Source organism: Nonomuraea muscovyensis (assembly GCF_014207745.1).
Taxonomy (GTDB): Bacteria; Actinomycetota; Actinomycetes; order Streptosporangiales; family Streptosporangiaceae; genus Nonomuraea; species Nonomuraea muscovyensis.
The window spans coordinates 2862884-2882675 of the sequence record NZ_JACHJB010000002.1 but is presented as its reverse complement, the minus strand read 5'-3'; the positions used below and the strand labels follow the sequence as shown (position 1 = coordinate 2882675).

Annotated in this window: 12 protein-coding genes; 5 read left to right on the top strand and 7 right to left on the bottom strand. The window is 71.0% G+C overall.

The annotated features are described in order from the left end of the window. Positions 1-461 precede the first annotated feature (461 nt). Positions 462-2945, top strand: a complete 2484-nt coding sequence (gene leuS / locus FHU36_RS30005; protein WP_185087114.1) for a leucine--tRNA ligase — start codon at positions 462-464, stop codon at positions 2943-2945. Here the strand turns inward: leuS and FHU36_RS30000 are convergent. Continuing rightward, complete coding sequence (locus FHU36_RS30000; RefSeq protein ID WP_185087113.1) at positions 2929-3414, bottom strand: hypothetical protein; 486 nt, start codon at positions 3412-3414, stop codon at positions 2929-2931. The genes leuS and FHU36_RS30000 overlap by 17 nt on opposite strands. 124 nt (positions 3415-3538) lie before the next feature. On the opposite strand from FHU36_RS30000, the gene FHU36_RS29995 reads away from it, so the two are divergent. After that, positions 3539-6709 carry a S41 family peptidase gene (locus tag FHU36_RS29995; RefSeq protein ID WP_185087112.1) on the top strand — a complete coding sequence of 1057 codons (3171 nt, stop codon included), beginning with the start codon at positions 3539-3541 and terminating at the stop codon, positions 6707-6709. A 63-nt stretch (positions 6710-6772) separates the two neighbouring features. On the opposite strand, the gene FHU36_RS29990 is transcribed toward FHU36_RS29995, so the two are convergent. The 5 genes from FHU36_RS29990 to FHU36_RS29970 form a co-directional block, all read right to left on the bottom strand. Further along, complete coding sequence (locus FHU36_RS29990; RefSeq protein WP_185087111.1) at positions 6773-7990, bottom strand: RNA polymerase sigma factor; 1218 nt, start codon at positions 7988-7990, stop codon at positions 6773-6775. Beyond that, the gene (locus FHU36_RS29985) at positions 7983-8324 is read right to left on the bottom strand and encodes a YciI family protein (protein ID WP_185087110.1); all 342 of its coding nucleotides are present in this window, start codon (positions 8322-8324) and stop codon (positions 7983-7985) included. The genes FHU36_RS29990 and FHU36_RS29985 overlap by 8 nt, the downstream gene beginning before the upstream one ends. Before the next feature lie 82 nt (positions 8325-8406). Beyond that, positions 8407-8973 carry a hemerythrin domain-containing protein gene (locus FHU36_RS29980; RefSeq protein WP_185087109.1) on the bottom strand — a complete coding sequence of 189 codons (567 nt, stop codon included), beginning with the start codon at positions 8971-8973 and terminating at the stop codon, positions 8407-8409. After that, entirely contained in the window at positions 8949-9140 is a 192-nt protein-coding gene (locus FHU36_RS29975) for a hypothetical protein (protein WP_185087108.1), read from the bottom strand. The genes FHU36_RS29980 and FHU36_RS29975 overlap by 25 nt, the downstream gene beginning before the upstream one ends. Positions 9141-9408: 268 nt before the next feature. Then, on the bottom strand, positions 9409-10413 hold the full coding sequence (locus tag FHU36_RS29970) for a MalY/PatB family protein (RefSeq protein ID WP_185087737.1): 1005 nt from the start codon (positions 10411-10413) through the stop codon (positions 9409-9411). 323 nt (positions 10414-10736) lie between these two features. On the opposite strand from FHU36_RS29970, the gene FHU36_RS29965 reads away from it, so the two are divergent. After that, complete coding sequence (locus tag FHU36_RS29965) at positions 10737-11279, top strand: hypothetical protein (protein WP_185087107.1); 543 nt, start codon at positions 10737-10739, stop codon at positions 11277-11279. A 910-nt stretch (positions 11280-12189) separates the two neighbouring features. Here FHU36_RS29965 and lexA read toward each other — a convergent pair. After that, complete coding sequence (gene lexA, locus FHU36_RS29960; protein ID WP_221496622.1) at positions 12190-12897, bottom strand: transcriptional repressor LexA; 708 nt, start codon at positions 12895-12897, stop codon at positions 12190-12192. Between the two features lie 3578 nt (positions 12898-16475). On the opposite strand from lexA, the gene nrdR reads away from it, so the two are divergent. Next, positions 16476-16931: a transcriptional regulator NrdR gene (nrdR, locus tag FHU36_RS29955; protein WP_185087106.1), complete on the top strand. Its 456-nt coding sequence runs from the start codon at positions 16476-16478 to the stop codon at positions 16929-16931. Continuing rightward, complete coding sequence (locus FHU36_RS29950; protein WP_185087105.1) at positions 16928-19747, top strand: vitamin B12-dependent ribonucleotide reductase; 2820 nt, start codon at positions 16928-16930, stop codon at positions 19745-19747. The genes nrdR and FHU36_RS29950 overlap by 4 nt, the downstream gene beginning before the upstream one ends. Positions 19748-19792: the final 45 nt, after the last annotated feature.

Below are 19792 nucleotides of genomic sequence, written 5' to 3'. Positions count from 1 at the left end.
AGGACGGTGGGGGGTGCGGTGCTCCGGAATGCTCCGTTGCCATGGCTCCCGTACCTCCTGGTGGTGTTATGTCCTCGTTTGGCGCATGGCGCATGATCTCATGGGATTTTCCAGGAGACTCAGCGCGTTCCGCAGCGAAACGAGCGAAGCCATAGGGATCCGTCGGCGGGTCCTGCATGGGCAGGCCGGCCGCGGATCCGTCGAACTCCGCCCGAGGTCTCACGGGGTCGAGGGTAATCTAATGGGACATATGAGGTCACAACGGATAGATCACCATCGGGTATCGCGTGACCTGAAGTGTCTATTGTGCCGGTGCGCCCGCGTCGAGTATCGGCAATCCCCTGAAGAGGTGCGCTAGGCTTGACCTATGCGTGCCGCGACCCTGCTTCTTAGCGGGCCGCGACGGCCCTGAGGTCTCGCCGTCGCGGCTGCCCCTCGTCCTGCGCACGAGGGGTTTTCTTATGGGTCCGAGTCGAGCCAGAAGGACAATCGCCGTGAGTGAGTACGATCCGCAGGCGCTGCAGGCCAAGTGGCGGCAGCGATGGGAGGAGCTGGACCCGTTCCGGGCGGGTGAGGACCCCGCCGACCCCCGGGAGCGGCGCTACATGCTCGACATGTTCCCCTACCCCTCCGGCGACCTCCACATGGGCCACGGCGAGGTCTTCGCGATCGGCGACGTCGTCGCGCGCTACTGGGTCCAGCGCGGCTACAACGTGCTGCACCCCATCGGCTGGGACTCCTTCGGCCTGCCCGCCGAGAACGCCGCCATCAAGCGCAACGCCCACCCGGCCGAGTGGACCTACGCCAACATCGAGACCCAGGCCCACTCCTTCAGGCGCTACGCGATCTCCTTCGACTGGTCGCGCCGCCTGCACACCAGCGACGCCGACTACTACCGGTGGAACCAGTGGCTGTTCAACCGGTTCTTCGAGCGCGGCCTGGCCTACCGCAAGGGCGGCCTGGTCAACTGGTGCCCCAACGACCAGACGGTGCTGGCCAACGAGCAGGTCGTGGCCGGCAAGTGCGAGCGCTGCGGCGCCGACGTCATCCGCCGTGAGCTGACGCAGTGGTACTTCAAGATCACTGACTACGCGCAGCGGCTGCTGGACGACATGCGGGAGCTGGAGGGCGGCTGGCCCGAGCGCGTGCTGACCATGCAGCGCAACTGGATCGGGCGCTCCGAGGGCGCCGACGTGCTCTTCGAGATCGAGGGGCGCGAGGAGCCGGTCCACGTCTACACCACGCGGCCCGACACCCTGTTCGGCGCGACGTTCTTCGTGGTGGCCGTCGACGCGCCGCTGGCCGACGAGATCGTCACCGACGAGCACCGCGAGGCGTTCGAGGCCTACCGCGCCGAGGTCGCCAAGCTGAGCGACATCGAGCGGCTGTCCACCGACAAGGAGAAGACCGGCGTCTTCCTGGGCCGCCACGCGATCAACCCGGTCAACGGCGAGCGCATCCCGGTCTGGGCCGCCGACTACGTGCTGTCCGACTACGGCCACGGCGCGATCATGGCGGTGCCCGCCCACGACCAGCGCGACCTCGACTTCGCGCTGAAGTTCGGGCTGCCGGTCAAGGTGGTCGTGCACACCGGCCTGGCCGACCCGGGCGAGACCGGCGAGGCCACGCCCGGTGAGGGCACCCTGGTCAACTCCGGCCCGCTCGACGGGCTGACCAAGGTCGAGGCCATCCGCAGGATCATCGAGGTCCTGCGGACCGGTGGCAAGGGCACCGCCTCGGTCAACTTCCGGCTGCGCGACTGGCTGCTGTCTCGCCAGCGGTTCTGGGGCACGCCGATCCCGATCATCCACTGCGTCGACTGCGGCGAGGTCCCCGTCCCCGACGACCAGCTGCCCGTCACGCTGCCCGACCTGCGCGGCGAGGCGCTGTCGCCCAAGGGCGTCTCCCCGCTGGCCAGCGCGACCGACTGGGTCAACGTCGAGTGCCCCAAGTGCGGTGGTCCCGCCATGCGCGACACCGACACGATGGACACCTTCGTCGACTCGTCCTGGTACTTCCTGCGCTACTGCTCGCCCGGCTACACCGACGGCCCGTTCGACGTCGAGCAGGTCCGCAAGTGGGGCCCGATCGACCAGTACGTCGGCGGCGTCGAGCACGCGGTGCTGCACCTGCTGTACTCCCGGTTCTTCACCAAGGTCCTGCACGACATGGGCATGGTCGACTTCACCGAGCCGTTCCTGCGCCTGCTCAACCAGGGCCAGGTGATCAACGGCGGCAAGGCGATGTCCAAGTCCCTGGGCAACGGCGTCGACCTGGGCCAGCAGATCGACGCCTACGGCGTCGACGCGGTCCGGCTGACCATGGTCTTCGCCGGGCCGCCGGAGGACGACATCGACTGGGCCGACGTCTCGCCGGCCGCCTCGCAGAAGTTCCTGGCCCGCGCCTTCCGGGTGATGGACGAGGTGAGCAGCGCGCCCGGCGTCCCGTTCGACGGCGGTGACCTGGAGCTGCGCAAGTTCACCCACCGCACGATCGACGAGGTCACCCGGCTGGTCGACTCCCACCGCTTCAACGTCGCGGTGGCGCGCATGATGGAGCTGACCTCGGCCGCGCGCAAGGCCATCGACTCCGGGCCCGGCGCCGCCGACCCCGCCGTGCGCGAGGCCGCCGAGACGCTGGCCGTCATGCTGTCGCTGGTCGCCCCCTACACGGCCGAGGAGGGCTGGGAGCGGCTGGGCCGCACGGGCACGGTGGCGCACGCCGGCTGGCCGGTCGCCGATCCGGCCCTGCTGGTGCAGGACTCGGTGACCTGCGTCGTCCAGGTGGCCGGCAAGGTCCGCGACCGCCTGGAGGTGTCGCCCTCCGTCGCCGAGGACGACCTGCGGGCGCTGGCCCTGGCGTCGGACAAGGTCAAGCCCTACCTCTCGGGCGAGCCGCGCAAGGTCATCGTGCGCGTGCCCAAGCTGGTCAACATCGTCCCCTGAGGTGTCGGCACGCCGGCCGCGCGTCGCGCGGCCGGCGGCTACAGCTCGCGGAGCGCGTGGGCAGCTCGTCCAGCACCAGCCCGAGCCCGATGCCCAGCAGCCAGGCGTCCTTGGCCAGCGGGATTCCCTGCTGAGACGGCCGGAGGCTGCCCTCCTCCCGCATGCCCGGCGTCTTGAGGTAGAGGCCGAGCAGCCCGCCCGCGAACCCGGTCAGGGCGGCGCCCGCCAGCAGCGACGGCACCGCGGGGACGAGCAGCGCCACCCCCATCGCGATCTCCGCCTTCGACAGCAGCCGGGTGAAGGCCTCGGGATCGAGCTTGCGCAGGAACGGATACGTGCCGGCGGCCATTCCGTGCACGCCCTGCGCGGTCTCCCGGTCGGCCCTGGTCTTGGACAGGCCCGAACTCAGGAAGAAGGCGCCGGCCGCCACGCGGGGCGGCATCTGGTACACCCGGGCGAACGTCATCATGATCCCTCGCAGTGTCTCTTGTGAGGTATCACCCCTGCCCAGGTGCCCTGCGCCCATCCCTGCCCGCCCACCAGGGCACGACAAATTTCCGCCCCTCCACTATCGGCGGCATTAGTGTTCACGTGTGACTACTGGCGCATACCTGAGATATCCGCATCTGCACGGTGATCTGGTCACCTTCGTCGCCGACGACGACGTCTGGCTGGCCCCGCTGGCGGGAGGCAGGGCCTGGCGGTTCACCGCCGACCGTATCCCCGTGTCGTACCCGAGGTTCTCCCCCGACGGCGCCCGCATCGCGTGGACCAGCCACCGCGAGGGGGCGCCCGAGGTGTTCGCCGCCGAGGTCGACGGGCCCGAGGGCGACCGGCTCACCCACTGGGGCAACGCGATGACGGGTACCCGGGGGTGGACCGGCGACGGCGACGTGCTGGCGATCACCTCCTTCGGTCAGGGCGGGCGCAGCCGGATGTGGGCGTACGCGGTCCCGCTCGACGGCGGGCCGGCCAGGCGCCTGCCGTACGGGCGGGTGAGCGACGCGGCGACCAGCGGCGACAAGGTCGCCACCGTCTCAGCCCTGTGGCGCGAGCCGTCACAGTGGAAGCGCTACCGGGGCGGCACCGCCGGCAAGATCTGGGTGGACGCGCAGGGGGACGGCGAGTTCACGCGGCTGTTCGCCGACAGCACGGCCCAGCACTGGTCGGTCATGTGGCTGGGGGAGCGGCTGGCGTTCCTGGCCGACACCGACGGCGTCGGCAACCTCTATTCCGCCCTGCCCGACGGCACGGACCTGCGGCGGCACACCTCCCACGAGGAGTTCTACGCCCGCCACGCCTCGACCGACGGGCGGCGGGTGGTCTACAGCCACGCCGGCGACCTGTGGCTGCTGGACGGCCTGGACGCCGAGCCGTACAAGCTGGACATCACGCTCAGCGGCCCGCGCCCGGCCCGCGCCAAGCGCCCGGCGCCGGCCCGCGTCGGCGGCTTCTCTCCGGACGCGACCGGGCGGGCGAGCGCGGTCGAGATCCGCGGCACCGCCCACTGGGTGACCCACCGCGACGGACCCGCAGGCACACTGCGCGCCCAGCCGGGCGTCCGGGTACGGCTGCCGCGCGTGCTCGGCGGCGACGGGTCGGCCGTCTGGGTGTCCGACGCCTCCGGCGAGGACGGGCTGGAGATCGGTACGCCCGGCGGCGAGATCCGCACGCTCGCCGCCGGAGAGCTCGGCCGGGTACTCGACCTGGCCGTCGCCCCCGACGCCAAGCACGTGGCCGTGGCCACCCACGACGGGCGGCTGCTGCTCGTCGACGTCGAGTCCGGGCAGAGCAGGGAGCTCGACCGCACCACCAACGGCGACATCAACGGGCTCACGTTCTCGCCCGACTCCGCCTGGCTGGCCTGGGTGCACCCGCACCAGCGGCCGCTGTCGCAGATCAGGATGGGCCGCGTCGACGGCACCTCCGTCATCGACGTGACGCCGGTGCGCTTCGCCGACTACGACCCCGTCTTCACCCGGGACGGCAGGCACCTGGCGTTCCTGTCGGTGCGGACGTTCGACCCGGTGTACGACGCGCACGTGTTCGACCTGGCCTTCCCCTCCGGGTGCCGGCCGTACCTGGTGCCCCTGCGGGCGACGACGCCCTCGCCGTTCGACCCGAACCTGCAGGGGCGGGGGTTCAACGGCGAGGACGACAAAGCCGGCAAGGACGACAAGGCGGGTAAGGGCGGCAAGGACGGCAAGGACGACGCGCCGCCGCGGACGGAGGTCGATCCGGACGGGCTCGCCTCCCGCGTCGTGCCGGTGCCCGTGCCCGCCGGTCGCTACGACAACCTGCGCACCGCCAAGGACGCGCTGCTCTGGCTGCGGCTTCCGCTGACCGGCCAGCTCGGCGACGGCACCGAGCCGGCAGGCGAGGTCGTCCTCGAACGCTACGACCTCAAGAAGCGCTGCAAGGTGGAGCTGGGCAGGGAACTGCGGGCGTTCGAGGTGAGCGGCGACGGCACCCGCCTCGTCCTCAACGGCAAGAACGGCCTGCAGACCCGCTCGGCCGGTGAGGGCGACGAGGTGGTCACCATCGACCTCGACCGGGTGTCGGTCCAGCTCGACCCGGTCGCCGAGTGGCGGCAGGGCTACCTGGAGGCCGGCCGCCTCATGCGCGACCACTTCTGGCGGGCCGACATGAACGGCGTCGACTGGCAGGGCGCGCTCGACCGTTACCTGCCGCTCGTCGAGCGCATCGGCGCCTACTCCGAGCTGATCGACCTGCTCTGGGAGGTCCAGGGGGAGCTCGGCACCTCCCACGCCTACGCCCGGCCCAGCGCCGCACCGGCCGACCCGCGCCGCCGCCAGGGCCTGCTCGGCGCCGACCTGGCCCGCGACGACGACGGCACGTGGCGGGTGACGCGGATCCTGCCGGGCGAGACGTCCGACCACGACGCGCGCTCGCCGCTCCTCGCACCCGGCGTCGCCGTACGGGAGGGCGACGCGATCGTCGCGGTCGGCGGGCGGCCCGTCGACCCGGTGCGCGGCCCGCTCGCGCTGCTGGCCGGCACCGCCGGGCGGCCCACCGAGCTGACGGTACGGCCCGCCACCGGCGGCGACCCGCGCCGGGTGGTCGTCACCCCGATCGACGACGAGACCACGCTGCGCTACCACGACTGGGTGGAGGGCCGCCGGGCCTTCGTCCGGGAGGCGTCGGGCGGCCGGCTCGGTTACCTGCACGTACCCGACATGGTGGCGTCGGGATGGGCGCAGTTCCACCGCGACCTGCGGACCGAGATGGCCCGCGAAGGACTCGTCGTGGACGTCCGCGAGAACGGCGGCGGCCACACCTCCGAGCTGGTGCTGGAGAAGCTGTCACGCCGGGTCAGCGGCTGGGCGCACGCCCGCGGCTACGAGCCCACCCGCTACCCCGACGACTCGCCGCGCGGGCCCATCGTGGCCGTCACGGACGAGTTCGCCGGGTCCGACGGCGACATCGTCAGCGCCGGCATCAAGAACCGCGCACTCGGCCCGCTCGTCGGCACCCGGACATGGGGCGGCGTGATCGGCATCGACTCGCGTTACTCGCTGGTGGACGGCACGGTGGTGACCCAGCCCCGCTACTCCTTCTGGCTGGAGGGGCCCGGGTGGGGCGTGGAGAACTACGGCGTGGACCCGGACGTGGAGGTCGTCATCACGCCGCAGGACCGGGTCGCCGGACGTGACCCGCAACTGGAGAAGGCGATCGAGCTGGCGCTGGCCGCCCTGGAGGAACGTCCGGCGGCCACCCCGCCGGACCTGCCCCCGCTCCCGTAGCGGCACGGGCGGGGGCCCGGGGCACCTCCCACCCGGGTCCCCGTCCGGCAGGCCCCGGTGCGATCAGGCGAGGAGTTCGTCGGCGCGGTCCAGCAGCGCCCGGCGCTCGGGCTCGACGGCGGTGCGGGCGGCGGCCCGGCGGAAGAGGGCGGCGGCGTGGCCGCGGTCGCCCAGGCGGGCGACGAGGCCGGCCCGCGCCGCCAGCGCCAGCGGATAGTCGTCCAGCGCGCCACCGGCACAGGCCTGCTCGATCAGCGCGAGCCCGGCCCGCGGCCCGTGGGCGTACCCGTGGGCCACGGCCCGGTTCAGGGCGATCACCGGTGAGGGGTGCAGCCGGGCGAGCCGGTCGTACCAGCGCGCGATGGCCGGCCAGTCGGTGGCCTCGGCGTCGGGCGCGGTGGCGTGGTGGGCGGCGATGCGGGCCTGCAGCGCGTACGGACCGTCACCCCGGACCCTCCCCAGCACCTCCAGGCCCTCGGCGATCGCGGCACGGTCCCAGCGGCGCCGATCCTGCCGGTCGAGGGGGAGCAGGCGGCCGTCCGCGTCGCGGCGGGCCTCGCGCCGGGAGTGCTGGAAGAGGAACAAGGCGAGCAACGCCGAGACCTCCGGCTCGCCCGGCGGCAACCGGTCCAGCAGCCGGGCGAGCCGGATCGCCTCGTCGGCGAACGCCGGCTCTCCACCGGCGTCGTATCCCCGGGTGAACAGCAGGTACAGCACGGCGAGCACGCCCGGCAGCCGCTCGGCGAGCTCCTGCCCGCTCGGCACCCGGTACGGGATGCGGGCGTCGGCGATCTTCGCCTTGGCCCGGGTCAGCCGCCGGGTCATCGCCGACTCGCTGACCAGGAACACCCGGGCGATGTCGGCGGTCGGCACCCCGCAGACCGTGCGCAGCGTCAGCGCCACGCGCGCCTCCAGGGAGAGCGCGGGATGGCAGCAGGTGAAGATGAGCCGCAGCCGGTCGTCCACCACCTGCTCCCGTCCGGCCGGGGCCGGGTCGGCGAGCTCAGCCAGTTCCTGCAGCTTGCGCCGCTCGACGGACGCGCGGCGCAGCACGTCGGTGGCGCGGTTGCGGGCCACGGTCATGAGCCAGCCGCCCGGGCTGGCCGGAACGCCGTCCCGGGGCCACCGTTCCAGGGCGAGCGCCAGCGCCTCCTGGGCGCTGTCCTCGGCCAGCGTCCAGTCGCCGGTGACGCGGATGAGGGCGGCGACGATCCGGGCGTACGAACCCGCACTCGCCGCCGCGACGGCCTCGGCCGTCGCGGCGGGACGCGGGTCAGTCATGCGGCCCGTCACCCAGTGAGGCGAACGGCCGCAGTTCGAGCCGTCCCAGCCGGGCCATCGGGTGGGCGCGGGCGACCTCGATCGCCTCGTCCAGATCGGCGCACTCCAGGATGTCGTAGCCCACGATCACCTCCTTGGTCTCGGTGAACGGCCCGTCGGAGACGAGGAGTTCGCCGTCACGGACGCGGATCGTCGTCGCGGCGGACGTCGGCGCCAGCGCGTCACCGTCGAGCCGCCGGCCGCGGGCGTCGTTGTCGGCCACCCACGTCTCGACATCGTCCGTCAGGTCGGTGTCCGGTTCGCTGTCGGTGCAGACGAACATCATGTACTTCATTCTTCGCTCCTCGGTGTCGAGTTCTCACCAGGGTGACGAACGGGCCACCCCGATCCGGACACCGCGCGAGCGCCGAATCCTGTCAGGAACGTCCCCGGCCCGAGATCGCGTCGCGGATGCGGTCCACGAGGCCGGTGCCGGGCCCGAGGAGCTTGTTGGCGGGCGGGGTGTCGGGCGCGGACGGGTGCGGCCGGGTCGGCGCCACCTTCTTCGCCCGCTGCACCTTGGCGCCCAGCTCGGTGAGCTGCTCGGGGGTGCAGGCCGCCCGCAGCCGCGGGAACAGGTCGTTCTCCTCGTCCTGGATGTGATGGCGGATCTGCCGCATCAGCTCCTCCAGGGTGGGCCAGAAGTCGTTGTCGCCCGGCTCCAGGGCCTCCAGCCGCTTCATGGTCTCCTCGGCCTCGGCGTGCTCGGCGATCTCGTGGTCGGCTTCCTCGTCGCCGCCGGGCACGTGCTCGCGCACCGCGGGATACAGGAACTGCTCCTCGGCCACCGAGTGGCGGACCAGTTCGATGACGACCTGCTCGGCCAGCGTCTTGGGCCGCTCGCCGATGGCGCCGACCATCGTCTCCAGCTCGGTGAACATCTCCTCGACCTCGCGGTGGTCGGTCACCAGGACCTCGATCACGTCCTGCTGCTGCTCGCCCATGTCCCCATCCCTTCCTCGACCGGATGCCGGGCCTCCTCACCCCGAGGCCCGGCCTGTCCTGCTCGGGCATCTGCTTTCCAGTCAGGGAGGGCGAAAACACGGACCACCGTCACGATCATCACGACCGTCACCGTCATTACGACCGACATGGCCGTCACCACCGTCATGGCGTCACCACCGTCATGGCCGTCACCACCGTGACGACCGTGAGGGCCGCACCGGTCACAACCGCGGACCGACCACGCCCGCGACTGGCCACGCCCGCGACTGGCCACGCCCGCGACCGGCCACGCCCGCGACCGGCCACGCCCGCGACCGGCCACGCCCGTGACCGGTGCGGTCACGCCCGGTGCGGCACGTCCGCGACCGGTGCGATCACGCCCGGTGCGGTAACGCCCGCGACCGGTCCGGTAACGCCCGGTGCGGTCACGACCGTCACGGCCAGAGGCGGTCCAGGATCTCGGTGAGGATCGCCTCGGTGGTCGCGAAGTTGAGCCGTACGTGATGCTCACCACCGGGGCCGAACGCGGCGCCGTCGCTCAGCAGGACCTTGTTCTCCCGCTCCAGCACCTCGGCCATTCCCGGCCGGCCGTAGTCGAGCCAGGCCAGGTAGGTCGCCTGCGGCACCCGGTAGCCGACCGTCTCGGGCACCCGGGCCGCGATCAGCTTGCGGTTGCGGTCGAGCAGGGCCCGGGTCTCCTCCAGCCATGCGTCACCGTGTCTCCAGGCCGCGACGGTCGCCTCCGCGCCGAACAGGTTGGCCGAGCCGTACAGGAAGGGTGGTTGCGCGTCGAGCGCCTCGCGCAGTTCCGGCACGCCGACGTGGGCGACCGAGCACCGGATGCCGCCCAGGTTGAACGCCTTGGTGGCGGAGGTCAGCGTGACCGTCCGTTCGGGCAGGAGGGTCGCGAACGGGATGTGCTCGTGCGGCGCGTACGTGAGATCGGCGTGGATCTCGTCGGCGATCACCAGCAGGTCGTGCCGTTCGGCGTGCTCGGCCAGTTCTTCGAGCTCCTGCCTGGTGAAGACGCGGCCGGTCGGGTTGTGCGGGTTGACCAGCAGCAGGACCCGGCATCCGGCCAGGTCGGGAACCTCGAACCGCCACGAGTCGCCGTCGGGACGGAACTGCACGGGCCGCAGCGGACGCTCCATGTCCTCCAGCGTGGCCAGGAACGGATGGTATGTGGGGGTGTGCACCGCCACACCGTCACCGGGCCGCGTCCAGACGTGCAGCAGAACCTGGAGCGCCTGGTTGACGTCGGTGTAGGCGCGCACGTACTCCGGTGCGGCCCGCCAGCCGTAGCGGGAGGCCATGCGCTCGGCGAACGCCTCGGCGAGCGGGCCGCCCCCGGGGCTGTCGAGCCAGGTCGGATAGCCGAGGTCGCCTTCGGCGCGGCGCTTGAGTGCCTGGACGACCGCCGGTGCGGTGGGCAGGTCCATGTCGGCCACCCAGGCGGGGATAACCCCTGGGCCGGCCTTGGCCCACTTCAATCCATCGTGTGTGGCTTTGAGGTCAGTTAGGAGCTTTGCGTCACTCACCGCATCAGTCTAGATATCCGGCTTTCCCTGGTCTCAGCGGGCTGATCTCCCCGTGGCCGGCCCGGCACGACAGCGAGATGAAGGCGAAACGACGTTGATCGGTAAGCGGGAACCCCTACCGTCGCGGGGTCCGGAGCGGGGCCGCCCACCGCACAGCCCATGTGCGGGGACGACCTCGCGCAGCCGAATCCAGTGCCCCACCGGCGCTGCAAGCAAGGGAACACATGATCAAGACACGTAAGATCGCCATGGTCGTGACGGCCGCGACGGCGGGACTGGTGCTGTCAGGAGCCCCCGCGAGCGCGAACGTCGGCGCGGGCGCGGCCACCGCGGGGGCGGGCACCGACACCAAGCCGCTCATCGAGATGGTGACCGGCAAGGGCTTCTTCTACACCGCGAGCAGCACGGAGGCCGAGCGCGCCGAGACGGTCCACCGGTTCAAGCGCACGGCGACTCCGCTGGGGCTGGTGGCGACCAGTCCGTTCCCGGGCGGCACACCGCTGTACCGCCTGCGTGCCGCGAACGTCTCCTCCTACCTGGTGACCGCCAGCGAGAGCGAGGTCGCCTCGCTGACCGCCTCCGGGAGGTTCGTGAAGGAGGGCGTGGTCGGCTACATCGGCAAGACAGGAGCCACGGCCAAGCGCCTCTGGCGGTTCCACTTCGACAACCAGTCGAAGTGGCGCATCGCCATCACGGCGCACAAGGACTCCATCGTCGCGAACGAGCCCGGCTGGAGCCTCGACGGCCCTGTCGGCTACCTGCGCTGAATGATCTCGCCGGGCGGTGTGAGAGCTCGCCGGGCGGTGTGACTCGCAGGGCGGTGTGACTCGCCGGGCGGCGTGAGAGGAGGCACGGCCTCCTCACTCTCCCTCACACCGCCCGGCGGCACTGGCCTCGACCAAGCGCTCAACAACCCTGCGACGGCCGGCGGGCGGTGGTGGCGGCCAAGTGGTGGCTGGGAACGGTGATCCAGGCGCGGCGGTGAAGACGTCCAGGGGACGTCCGGCGGGGAGCAACTCGCCGCGGATCTTGGGGAAGCCCGCCTCCGGATGCTCTGCAGCGGTGGACGCAACGAGTGACAGCCACGACATGCCGGGCGTTCCAGAGGTCGTCGAGCTCGGCCCAGCTGCGCTTCGGCCCCACGCCCGAGCGACCACACCCGGACGTGGGGCCGAAAGCAACGACTCTCGTGCCTGCCACTGCTCATCAGTCAGATCTGCCCGCACACCGTGATCACCGCAACGCGAGGCCACACAGAGATCGCCTCAGGGTCAAGCCGCCGTCCGACCTGCCGCGACGCGCCGTCACCGTCCACCAGGGACGCATGACCACCGGCACGAGCCGCCCCCGAGCCGCACGCCTGGTCGACGCCAGGCTCGTCCCCCTGGCTACTGCCGCTGAACCGCATGCGATCTCGCGCCCTACGGGCCGCTGCCTGTCGCCAGCGGCGACTGCCGAACCGCGTGTGACCTCGTCCTTACGGGCGACTGCGGAACCACGTACGACCTCGTCGCCAGCGGCGACTGCGGAACCGCGTGTGACCTCGTCCCTACGGGCGACTGCCAGTAGGGACGAGCGACCTCTACCTCTACCAGCGATGTCGGTAGCACGGGCGATCTCGTCCCAAGCGGCGGCCGGGACCACGTGCGACGACCGACCGGCTGGCGTGACAGCCGGTCAGAGCCGGCGCAGCACCGCGACCACCTTGCCGAGGACGCTGGCCTCGTCGCCGGGGATCGGGTCGTAGTTGGGGTTGTGCGGGACCAGCCAGACGTGACCGTCCTTGCGCTTGAACGTCTTGACGGTGGCCTCGCCGTCGATCATGGCGGCCACGATGTCGCCGCTCTCCGCGACCGGCTGCTGGCGGACGACGACCCAGTCGCCGTCGGCGATGGCGGCCTCGATCATCGAGTCGCCGGTGACCTGCAGGAGGAAGAGCGTGCCCTCGCCGACGAGCTGCTTGGGCAGGGCGAAGACGTCTTCGACGCTCTCCTCGGCCAGGATCGGGCCACCGGCGGCGATCCGGCCGACGAGCGGCACGTAGGCGGCGGTGGGCCGGTTGACCGTCGAGTCCTCGCCGGCGGCTTCGGGGTCGACCCAGAGCACGGGCTCACCGGGCAGACGGACCTCCAGGGCGCGGGGCCGGTGCGGGTCCCGGCGCAGGTAGCCCTTGCGCTGCAACGCCGTCAACTGGTGCGACACGCTGGACGTGCTGGTCAGCTGCACGGCCTCGCCGATCTCGCGCATGGACGGCGGATATCCGCGCTGCTGCACCGAGTCGCGAATCACTTCGAGAATCTTGCGCTGCCTGGGAGTCAGGCCCAGGGAGTCGCGTCGGCGCACCGCGAGGTCGGTGACCCCGTTTGCGTCATCTCGCTCGCTCATGCTCTCCTCCTTGCCAGCCGGGTCGCCGCAGCCGGCGCACCTCCCGGTCCGTGGTCTTCATGTCGCACACAGCGACCGTATCTCTGTTGAAGATCATCTTCAAACAATTGTTCGAGTCTTCCTCGAAATTGTCGCCAGTGTGGTGTACAACATCGTACGGGAGTTCGATCGACACCGTGTTCGATTTGCTGATCATTATCGGGGCTTTTTCTCGGACTGCGACGGTGTGGGAGGTCATCATGCGAACGACCACAGTCATCGACCTGACCGACGACGACACCGGGCGGCCGAGCCGGTTTCCCGGCGCTGTCCAGCACCGTTCCGGTCCCGCGAGGCGCGGGCCCAAAACACGGGCAAACCATGCGCTGAGCCGTTCACATGGCAATTTCGCCCGATGTCGTAGTTCGCGGGCGGGGGTGACACCGAGGCGCGACGTGCCGTTCACCGGGAGTCGTGCCGACGGGGCGGGTGCCCCGGTCTCGCGGGAGGCGGGCGTTTCGCGCCCTGAGGCCCTTTCTCGGCGGCGAAGCGGATCACCTGCCCGGCCCTCGACGGTGCGGGGGTTCGAGGGCCTTTTATGACGCCCTTCCGGCCTGGTCGGTGGTGGAGGGGTTGCTTGAGCGCGGGCCGGCACGGGACGGGCGGTTCCAGGCGGGCCACTTGGAGGGGTGGGGGTTCTCAATGCGGGAGGACAGGTCGCGGGGCGGCGGCGTGTCATCGGGCGGGGCCGAGGTTCCGGAGAGGGGGGCGGCTCTCGTGGAGAGGCACGACCAGATGGGCGGTGTCGAGCCAGGCCGGCTGGGCGGTGCCGGGTCAGGCCGGACGAACGATGTCGAGCAAGGCTGGATGGACGGTGTCGGCCCAGTTCGGAGAGCCCGGGTCGGGTCAGGCGGTCGGACAGGCTCTCGGCGTGGTGCCGTGGGTGAGGAAGGCGGTGCCCCACACAGCTCCAGACGTGACGGCACGCAGGGCTCCGGGTCGCATGACGGGGCAACCGGTCCGTCGCGGCGTCTGCCCGGCACCGCGAGGGCCGAACGCCGCTCTCCGGCGGGTGACCCGCTGGCGGGCGTTCCTTCGGCACACGGTTCTCCGGCCGGAGACTCCCAGGCAGGTGCCGCGCCGCCAGGAGACTCCTGGGGAGATGATTGGTTGCCAGGAGACTCCCCGGCAGTCGACTCTCGGGTGGGTGGTCCTGGGGTGAGCGAGTCTCGGGTGGGTGGTCCTGGGGCGGGCGGCTCTCGGGTGGGCGGCTCTTCGGCAGGCCGTCGCCGGCCGCAGCTTTGGCTTGTGCCGCCTCCGCGAGCCGAGGCGGACTCTGACGACACCACCCCACCGGTCAAGGGCTCCCGAGGGCGGCCCAGATCGGACCGGGAAGCGCGGCGTGCCGTTCGCCCGGACCGGGACGCGCGAGACACCGCCCGACCGGGCCAGGACACGCGACGCGTCACTCGGCAGGACTGGGACGGGCGACATGTCGCGCGATCGGGCCAGGACACGCGAAATGTCGCCCGGCAGGACCGTGACGCGCAGGGTGCAGCCGCGTTGGGCCAGGACGCAGCACGTGCCGCCCAAGTGGGCCGGGACGCGCAACGTGCAGTCCGGCCGGGTCAGGACACGCGGACCGCTGTCCGGCTGGGCAAGGTGGTGCGCGATGCCGCACCACGAGGCCGGGGGAGACGTGACGCCGCGCCACCGGTTGACGGGGTTCGGGATGAAGCCCGGCCGAACCAAGGGGCGCAGGACGCCACGGTGCGGGGCCGGGACGGAGGCGCCGGCTCGCCGGTCCGAGGGGTTCGGGACGCCGCTCTGCGGAACCGCATGGATCGGGATGCGGTGCGGCGAGATCGCGGGGTGCGGGACGCCGTCAATCGGGATCGTGGGGAAGCAGAGGTCGCTCCGCGGGGCCATGGGGGACGTGGCACCGCCTGGAGGGATCGTGGGGAGCGTGACGACGGTGGGCGGAACCGTGGGCAGGGCCACGGTGCGGCCCTGCCGGATCGTGGGGGTGATGCCGCTCCGCGCGATCGTGTGGAGCGAGGTGAGGCGCGGGGGGAACGCGGGGTAGGCGATGCCGCCTGGCGCGAACGTATGGAGCGAGGTGCCGTCCGGACGGACCGTGGCGTAGGTGATGCCGCTCCGCGTGATCGTGTGAAGGGAGGCGGCGCGAGGCGTGGGAAGAGCGCTGGGGCGAGGCAGGATCGTGGGAAGCGGGGGTCTGTGCGGCGGGATGGCGCGGAGCGGGATGGCGTCGCTCCGGGGCAGAAGGTGCGGGATGCCGTTCCATCCGGTCGAAGGGTGCGGCCGGGGTCGTCACCGGGTGGGGCGACGGGTATGGGTCAGCGGGGTGCGCAGAGGTGGCCGCGCGGGTCGCGAGGGGCGGGTCGTCGGCATCTCACCGTGGTGGCAGGTGGCGGCGAGGGTGCTGTTGCGAGAAAAGCGGCTCAGCGGTCGTTCCGGCGCAAGGGACGTGGGCGGCCGGTCTCGCCGCCCGTACGTCTGACGCGGCGGGGGAGGGCGGCGGTGCTGGTCTGCATGGTGCTGCTGTCGCTCGGTGGGTTCTGGCTCGGCACGCGAACGGCGAGTCATGCGGAGGTCCGTCCCGCATCTCGCCAGACGACCGTCGAGTCGGGTCATCGCCAAGGGGTGGTGCCTTCGGCTGCGGCGGACCGCTCCCGCAGGGGCGGCGCCCTTGAGGCGGGGTCTCGCGGGGTGAGTTGACCTCCGTCGGCCACCACGTGCGGCTGGTTGAGTCGGTCGGTACACCATGGGTCACGGCCCGGTGGAGTTGGCCGGTGTGTCACGGATCGGTGCTGGTGGAGTTGTGTGACTCCGTGTCGGGATCGATGGAGCTGTGTGACTCCGTATCGGGACCGATGGAGCCGTGTGGTTACGCATGGCGGCTGATGGAGTCGTGTGGTTCCGCAGCGGCGGGTGATGGAGCTGTGTGACTCCGTGTCGGGACTGAGGAGTCGTGTGGGTCCGCGTGGCGGCTGGTGTAACCGTGTGGCTCGGGCGTCGCGGTCGATGGAAACGGTGGCCGGTGGGCGTCGTGGTGGTGGGACGCCGGTTGGTGAGGTGTGCGTCCTGGGACCGGGACGAGGGACGGTGACCGGTGGGGGCGTGGCCGCAGGGGAGTGGGGTGGGGCGGCCCCAGGAGAGTTGGTGGTGTCCGGCTCCGGGGAGTGAGGGGTAGTCGGCGGGGCATACGGCTGGGTCGTTCGGTGTTTCTCGGCCGTGGGGTGCTTGGGCGGGGGTGGCCTGGGGGCGCGGCGTGGCTGCTGGGACAGATGGTCCAGAACGGCGCGGATGTGGCCGGACGGCGCATCTGAGGGCGACACGCCGGGCCGCCCGGGCAGGGGCGGGGCTGATCAGCGACTTCCCCGGCGCGTGCCCGGCCAACTTGCGTTCATGGTCGCGCGCTTCTACGGTTGGACCACAACATCTAGTAGTTACACCGATGTAGTTCACCACACCTTGTGTTTTCGTGACCGCTCCATGGTTTGCCATGGGGCGTGCGTGAGCGTCCCGCGAGGGGGGTTCGGCGTTTGTGGTGACCGCCGGTGGAGGAGGCGAAACGCGTGCATTGTCCGTTCTGTCGCCATCCTGACACCAGGGTCATCGACAGCCGCTCGACGGACGACGGTGCCGCCATCCGGCGTCGCCGCACCTGCCCCGAATGCGGGCGCAGGTTCACCACCCAGGAGACCGTACTCCTGATGGTGAGCAAGCGCAGCGGCGTGACGGAGCCGTTCTCCCGGGACAAGGTGGTCGCGGGCGTGCGCCGGGCCTGCCAGGGCAGGCCGGTCAGTGAGGACTCACTGGCCCAGCTCGGCCAGCGGGTCGAGGAGGCCATCCGGGCCAAGGGCGCGGCGGAGCTCCCCTCCAACGAGGTGGGGTTGGCGATCCTCGGGCCGCTGCGGGAGCTGGACGAGGTCGCCTACCTGCGGTTCGCATCGGTATATCGCGGTTTCGAGAGCCTGGCGGACTTCGAGGCCGAGATCGAACAGTTGAAGGCGGAGAAGGGGGAGTCATGACGGAGACGGCCAGCGGTTCAGTCGCGCGCGGTGGCAGTGGAGGCAAGCGCCCGCGCAAGGGCCTGAAGATGAAGCGGATCTTCACCACGCCCGGGGTGCACCCGTATGACGAGATCACGTGGGAGCGCCGCGACGTCGTCATGACCAACTGGCGCGACGGCTCGGTCAACTTCGAGCAGCGGGGTGTCGAGTTCCCCGAGTTCTGGTCGGTGAACGCGGCCAACATCGTGACGACCAAGTACTTCCGTGGCGCGGTCGGCACGCCCCAGCGTGAGTGGAGCCTGAAGCAACTGGTCGACCGGGTCGTCGGCGTCTACACGCGCACGGCCGTCGAGCACGGCTACTTCGCGGGTGAGGAGGACGCCGAGATCTTCGACCACGAGCTGAAGTACGCCCTGGTGCACCAGATCTTCGCCTTCAACTCCCCGGTCTGGTTCAACGTGGGCACCCAGTCGCCCCAGCAGGTCAGCGCCTGCTTCATCCTCTCGGTGGACGACCAGATGGAGTCGATCCTCGAGTGGTACAAGGAAGAGGGCGTGATCTTCAAGGGCGGGTCGGGCTCCGGCGTCAACCTTTCGCGCATCCGCTCGTCCAAGGAACTGCTGTCCAGCGGCGGCACGGCCAGCGGCCCGGTGTCCTTCATGCGCGGCGCCGACGCCAGCGCGGGCACCATCAAGTCCGGCGGCGCCACCCGCAGGGCCGCCAAGATGGTCGTGCTCGACGTCGACCACCCCGACATCGAGGAGTTCATCGAGACCAAGGCGCGCGAGGAGGACAAGATCCGCGCGCTGCGCGACGCCGGGTTCGACATGGACCTGGGCGGCAAGGACATCGTCTCGGTCCAGTACCAGAACGCCAACAACTCCGTCCGCGTCTCCGACGAGTTCATGCGCGCCGTGGAGAAGGGCGACCGGTTCGGCCTGCGCGCCCGCCTCACCGGCGAGGTCATCGAGACGGTCGACGCCCGCGACCTGTTCCGCAAGATGGCCAAGGCGGCCTGGGAGTGCGCCGACCCGGGTGTCCAGTACGACGACACGATCAACGACTGGCACACCACGCCGGAGACCGGCCGGATCACCGCCAGCAACCCGTGCTCCGAGTACGTGCACCTCGACAACTCCTCCTGCAACCTGGCCAGCATCAACCTGCTGAAGTTCCTGAAGGACGACAACACCTTCGACATCGCGAACTTCGTCAAGCTGACCGAGCTGATCATCACGGCGATGGACGTGTCGATCACGTTCGCCGACTTCCCGACCGAGAAGATCGGCGAGACCACCCGCGCCTACCGGCAGCTCGGCATCGGCTACGCCAACCTGGGCGCGCTGCTCATGGCCACCGGCCACGCCTACGACTCCGACGGTGGCCGGGCGGTGGCGGGCGCCATCACCTCGCTGATGACCGGCGTGTCCTACCGGCGCAGCGCCGAGCTGGCCGGGGCGGTCGGCCCGTACGACGGCTACGCTCGCAACGCCGAGCCGCACAAGCGGGTCATGCGCAAGCACGCCGCCGCCAACGACAGCCTGCGCACCATCGCCTCCATGGACAACAAGATCCACGCCGAGGCGTCGCGCCAGTGGTCGGAGTGCCTCAAGCTGGGCGAGAAGAACGGCTACCGCAACGCCCAGGCGTCGCTGCTCGCCCCGACCGGCACCATCGGCCTGATGATGGACTGCGACACCACCGGCATCGAGCCCGACCTGGCGCTGGTCAAGTTCAAGAAGCTCGTGGGCGGCGGCTCCATGCAGATCGTCAACCAGACGATCCCTCGCGCGCTCAAGCAGCTCGGCTACCTGCAGGAGCAGATCGAGGCCATCGTCGAGTACATCGCCGAGCACGGCCACGTCGTCGACGCGCCGGGGCTGCGCAAGGAGCACTACGAGGTCTTCGACTGCGCGATGGGCGAGCGGGCCATCGCCCCGATGGGCCACGTGCGCATGATGGCCGCCACCCAGCCGTTCCTGTCGGGCGCCATCTCCAAGACCGTCAACCTGCCCGAGTCGGCCACGATCGACGACATCGAGCAGGTCTACATGGAGGGCTGGCGGCTCGGCCTCAAGGCGCTGGCCGTCTACCGCGACAACTGCAAGGTCGGCCAGCCGCTGTCGGCCGGCGGCAAGAAGGACGACGCAAAGGACGCCAAGCCGGCCGAGCCCGAGGTCAAGGTCATCGAGGTCAACCGCCCGACCCGGCGGCGGATGCCCAACCAGCGCCCGAGCACGACGACCCGCTTCACGGTCGGCGGCGCCAAGGGCTACATGACGGCCTCCTCCTACCCCGACGACGGGCTGGGCGAGGTCTTCCTGAAGATGTCCAAGCAGGGCTCGACGCTCGCGGGCGTCATGGACGCCTTCTCGGTGGCGATCTCCATCGGCCTCCAGTACGGGGTGCCGCTGGAGACGTACATGAGCAAGTTCGTCAACATGCGCTTCGAGCCGGCCGGGATGACCGACGACCCGGACATCCGGATGGCCACCTCGGTGATGGACTACATCTTCCGCCGCCTGGCGCTCGACCACCTGCCGTACGACGAGCGGGCCGCCCTCGGCATCTTCTCGGCGGCCGAGCGGGCCGCCCAGCAGCGCGGTGAGGACCCGGCCGCCCTGCAGGAGACGGTCGACCGCGAGGCGCTCGCGCAGTCGGCGCCGATCGAGGAGAGGCCCGAGCCGCAGGCGTCGGCCAAGGAGCTGACGCTGGAGAGCCACCAGCGCTTCACGGCCGACGCGCCGCTCTGCATGACCTGCGGCACCAAGATGCGCCCGGCCGGCAGCTGCTACGTCTGCGAGGGCTGCGGCTCGACCAGCGGCTGCAGCTAGCACCCGCGACGCCCGGCCTGACCGGCCGGGCGTGACCACGCCCAC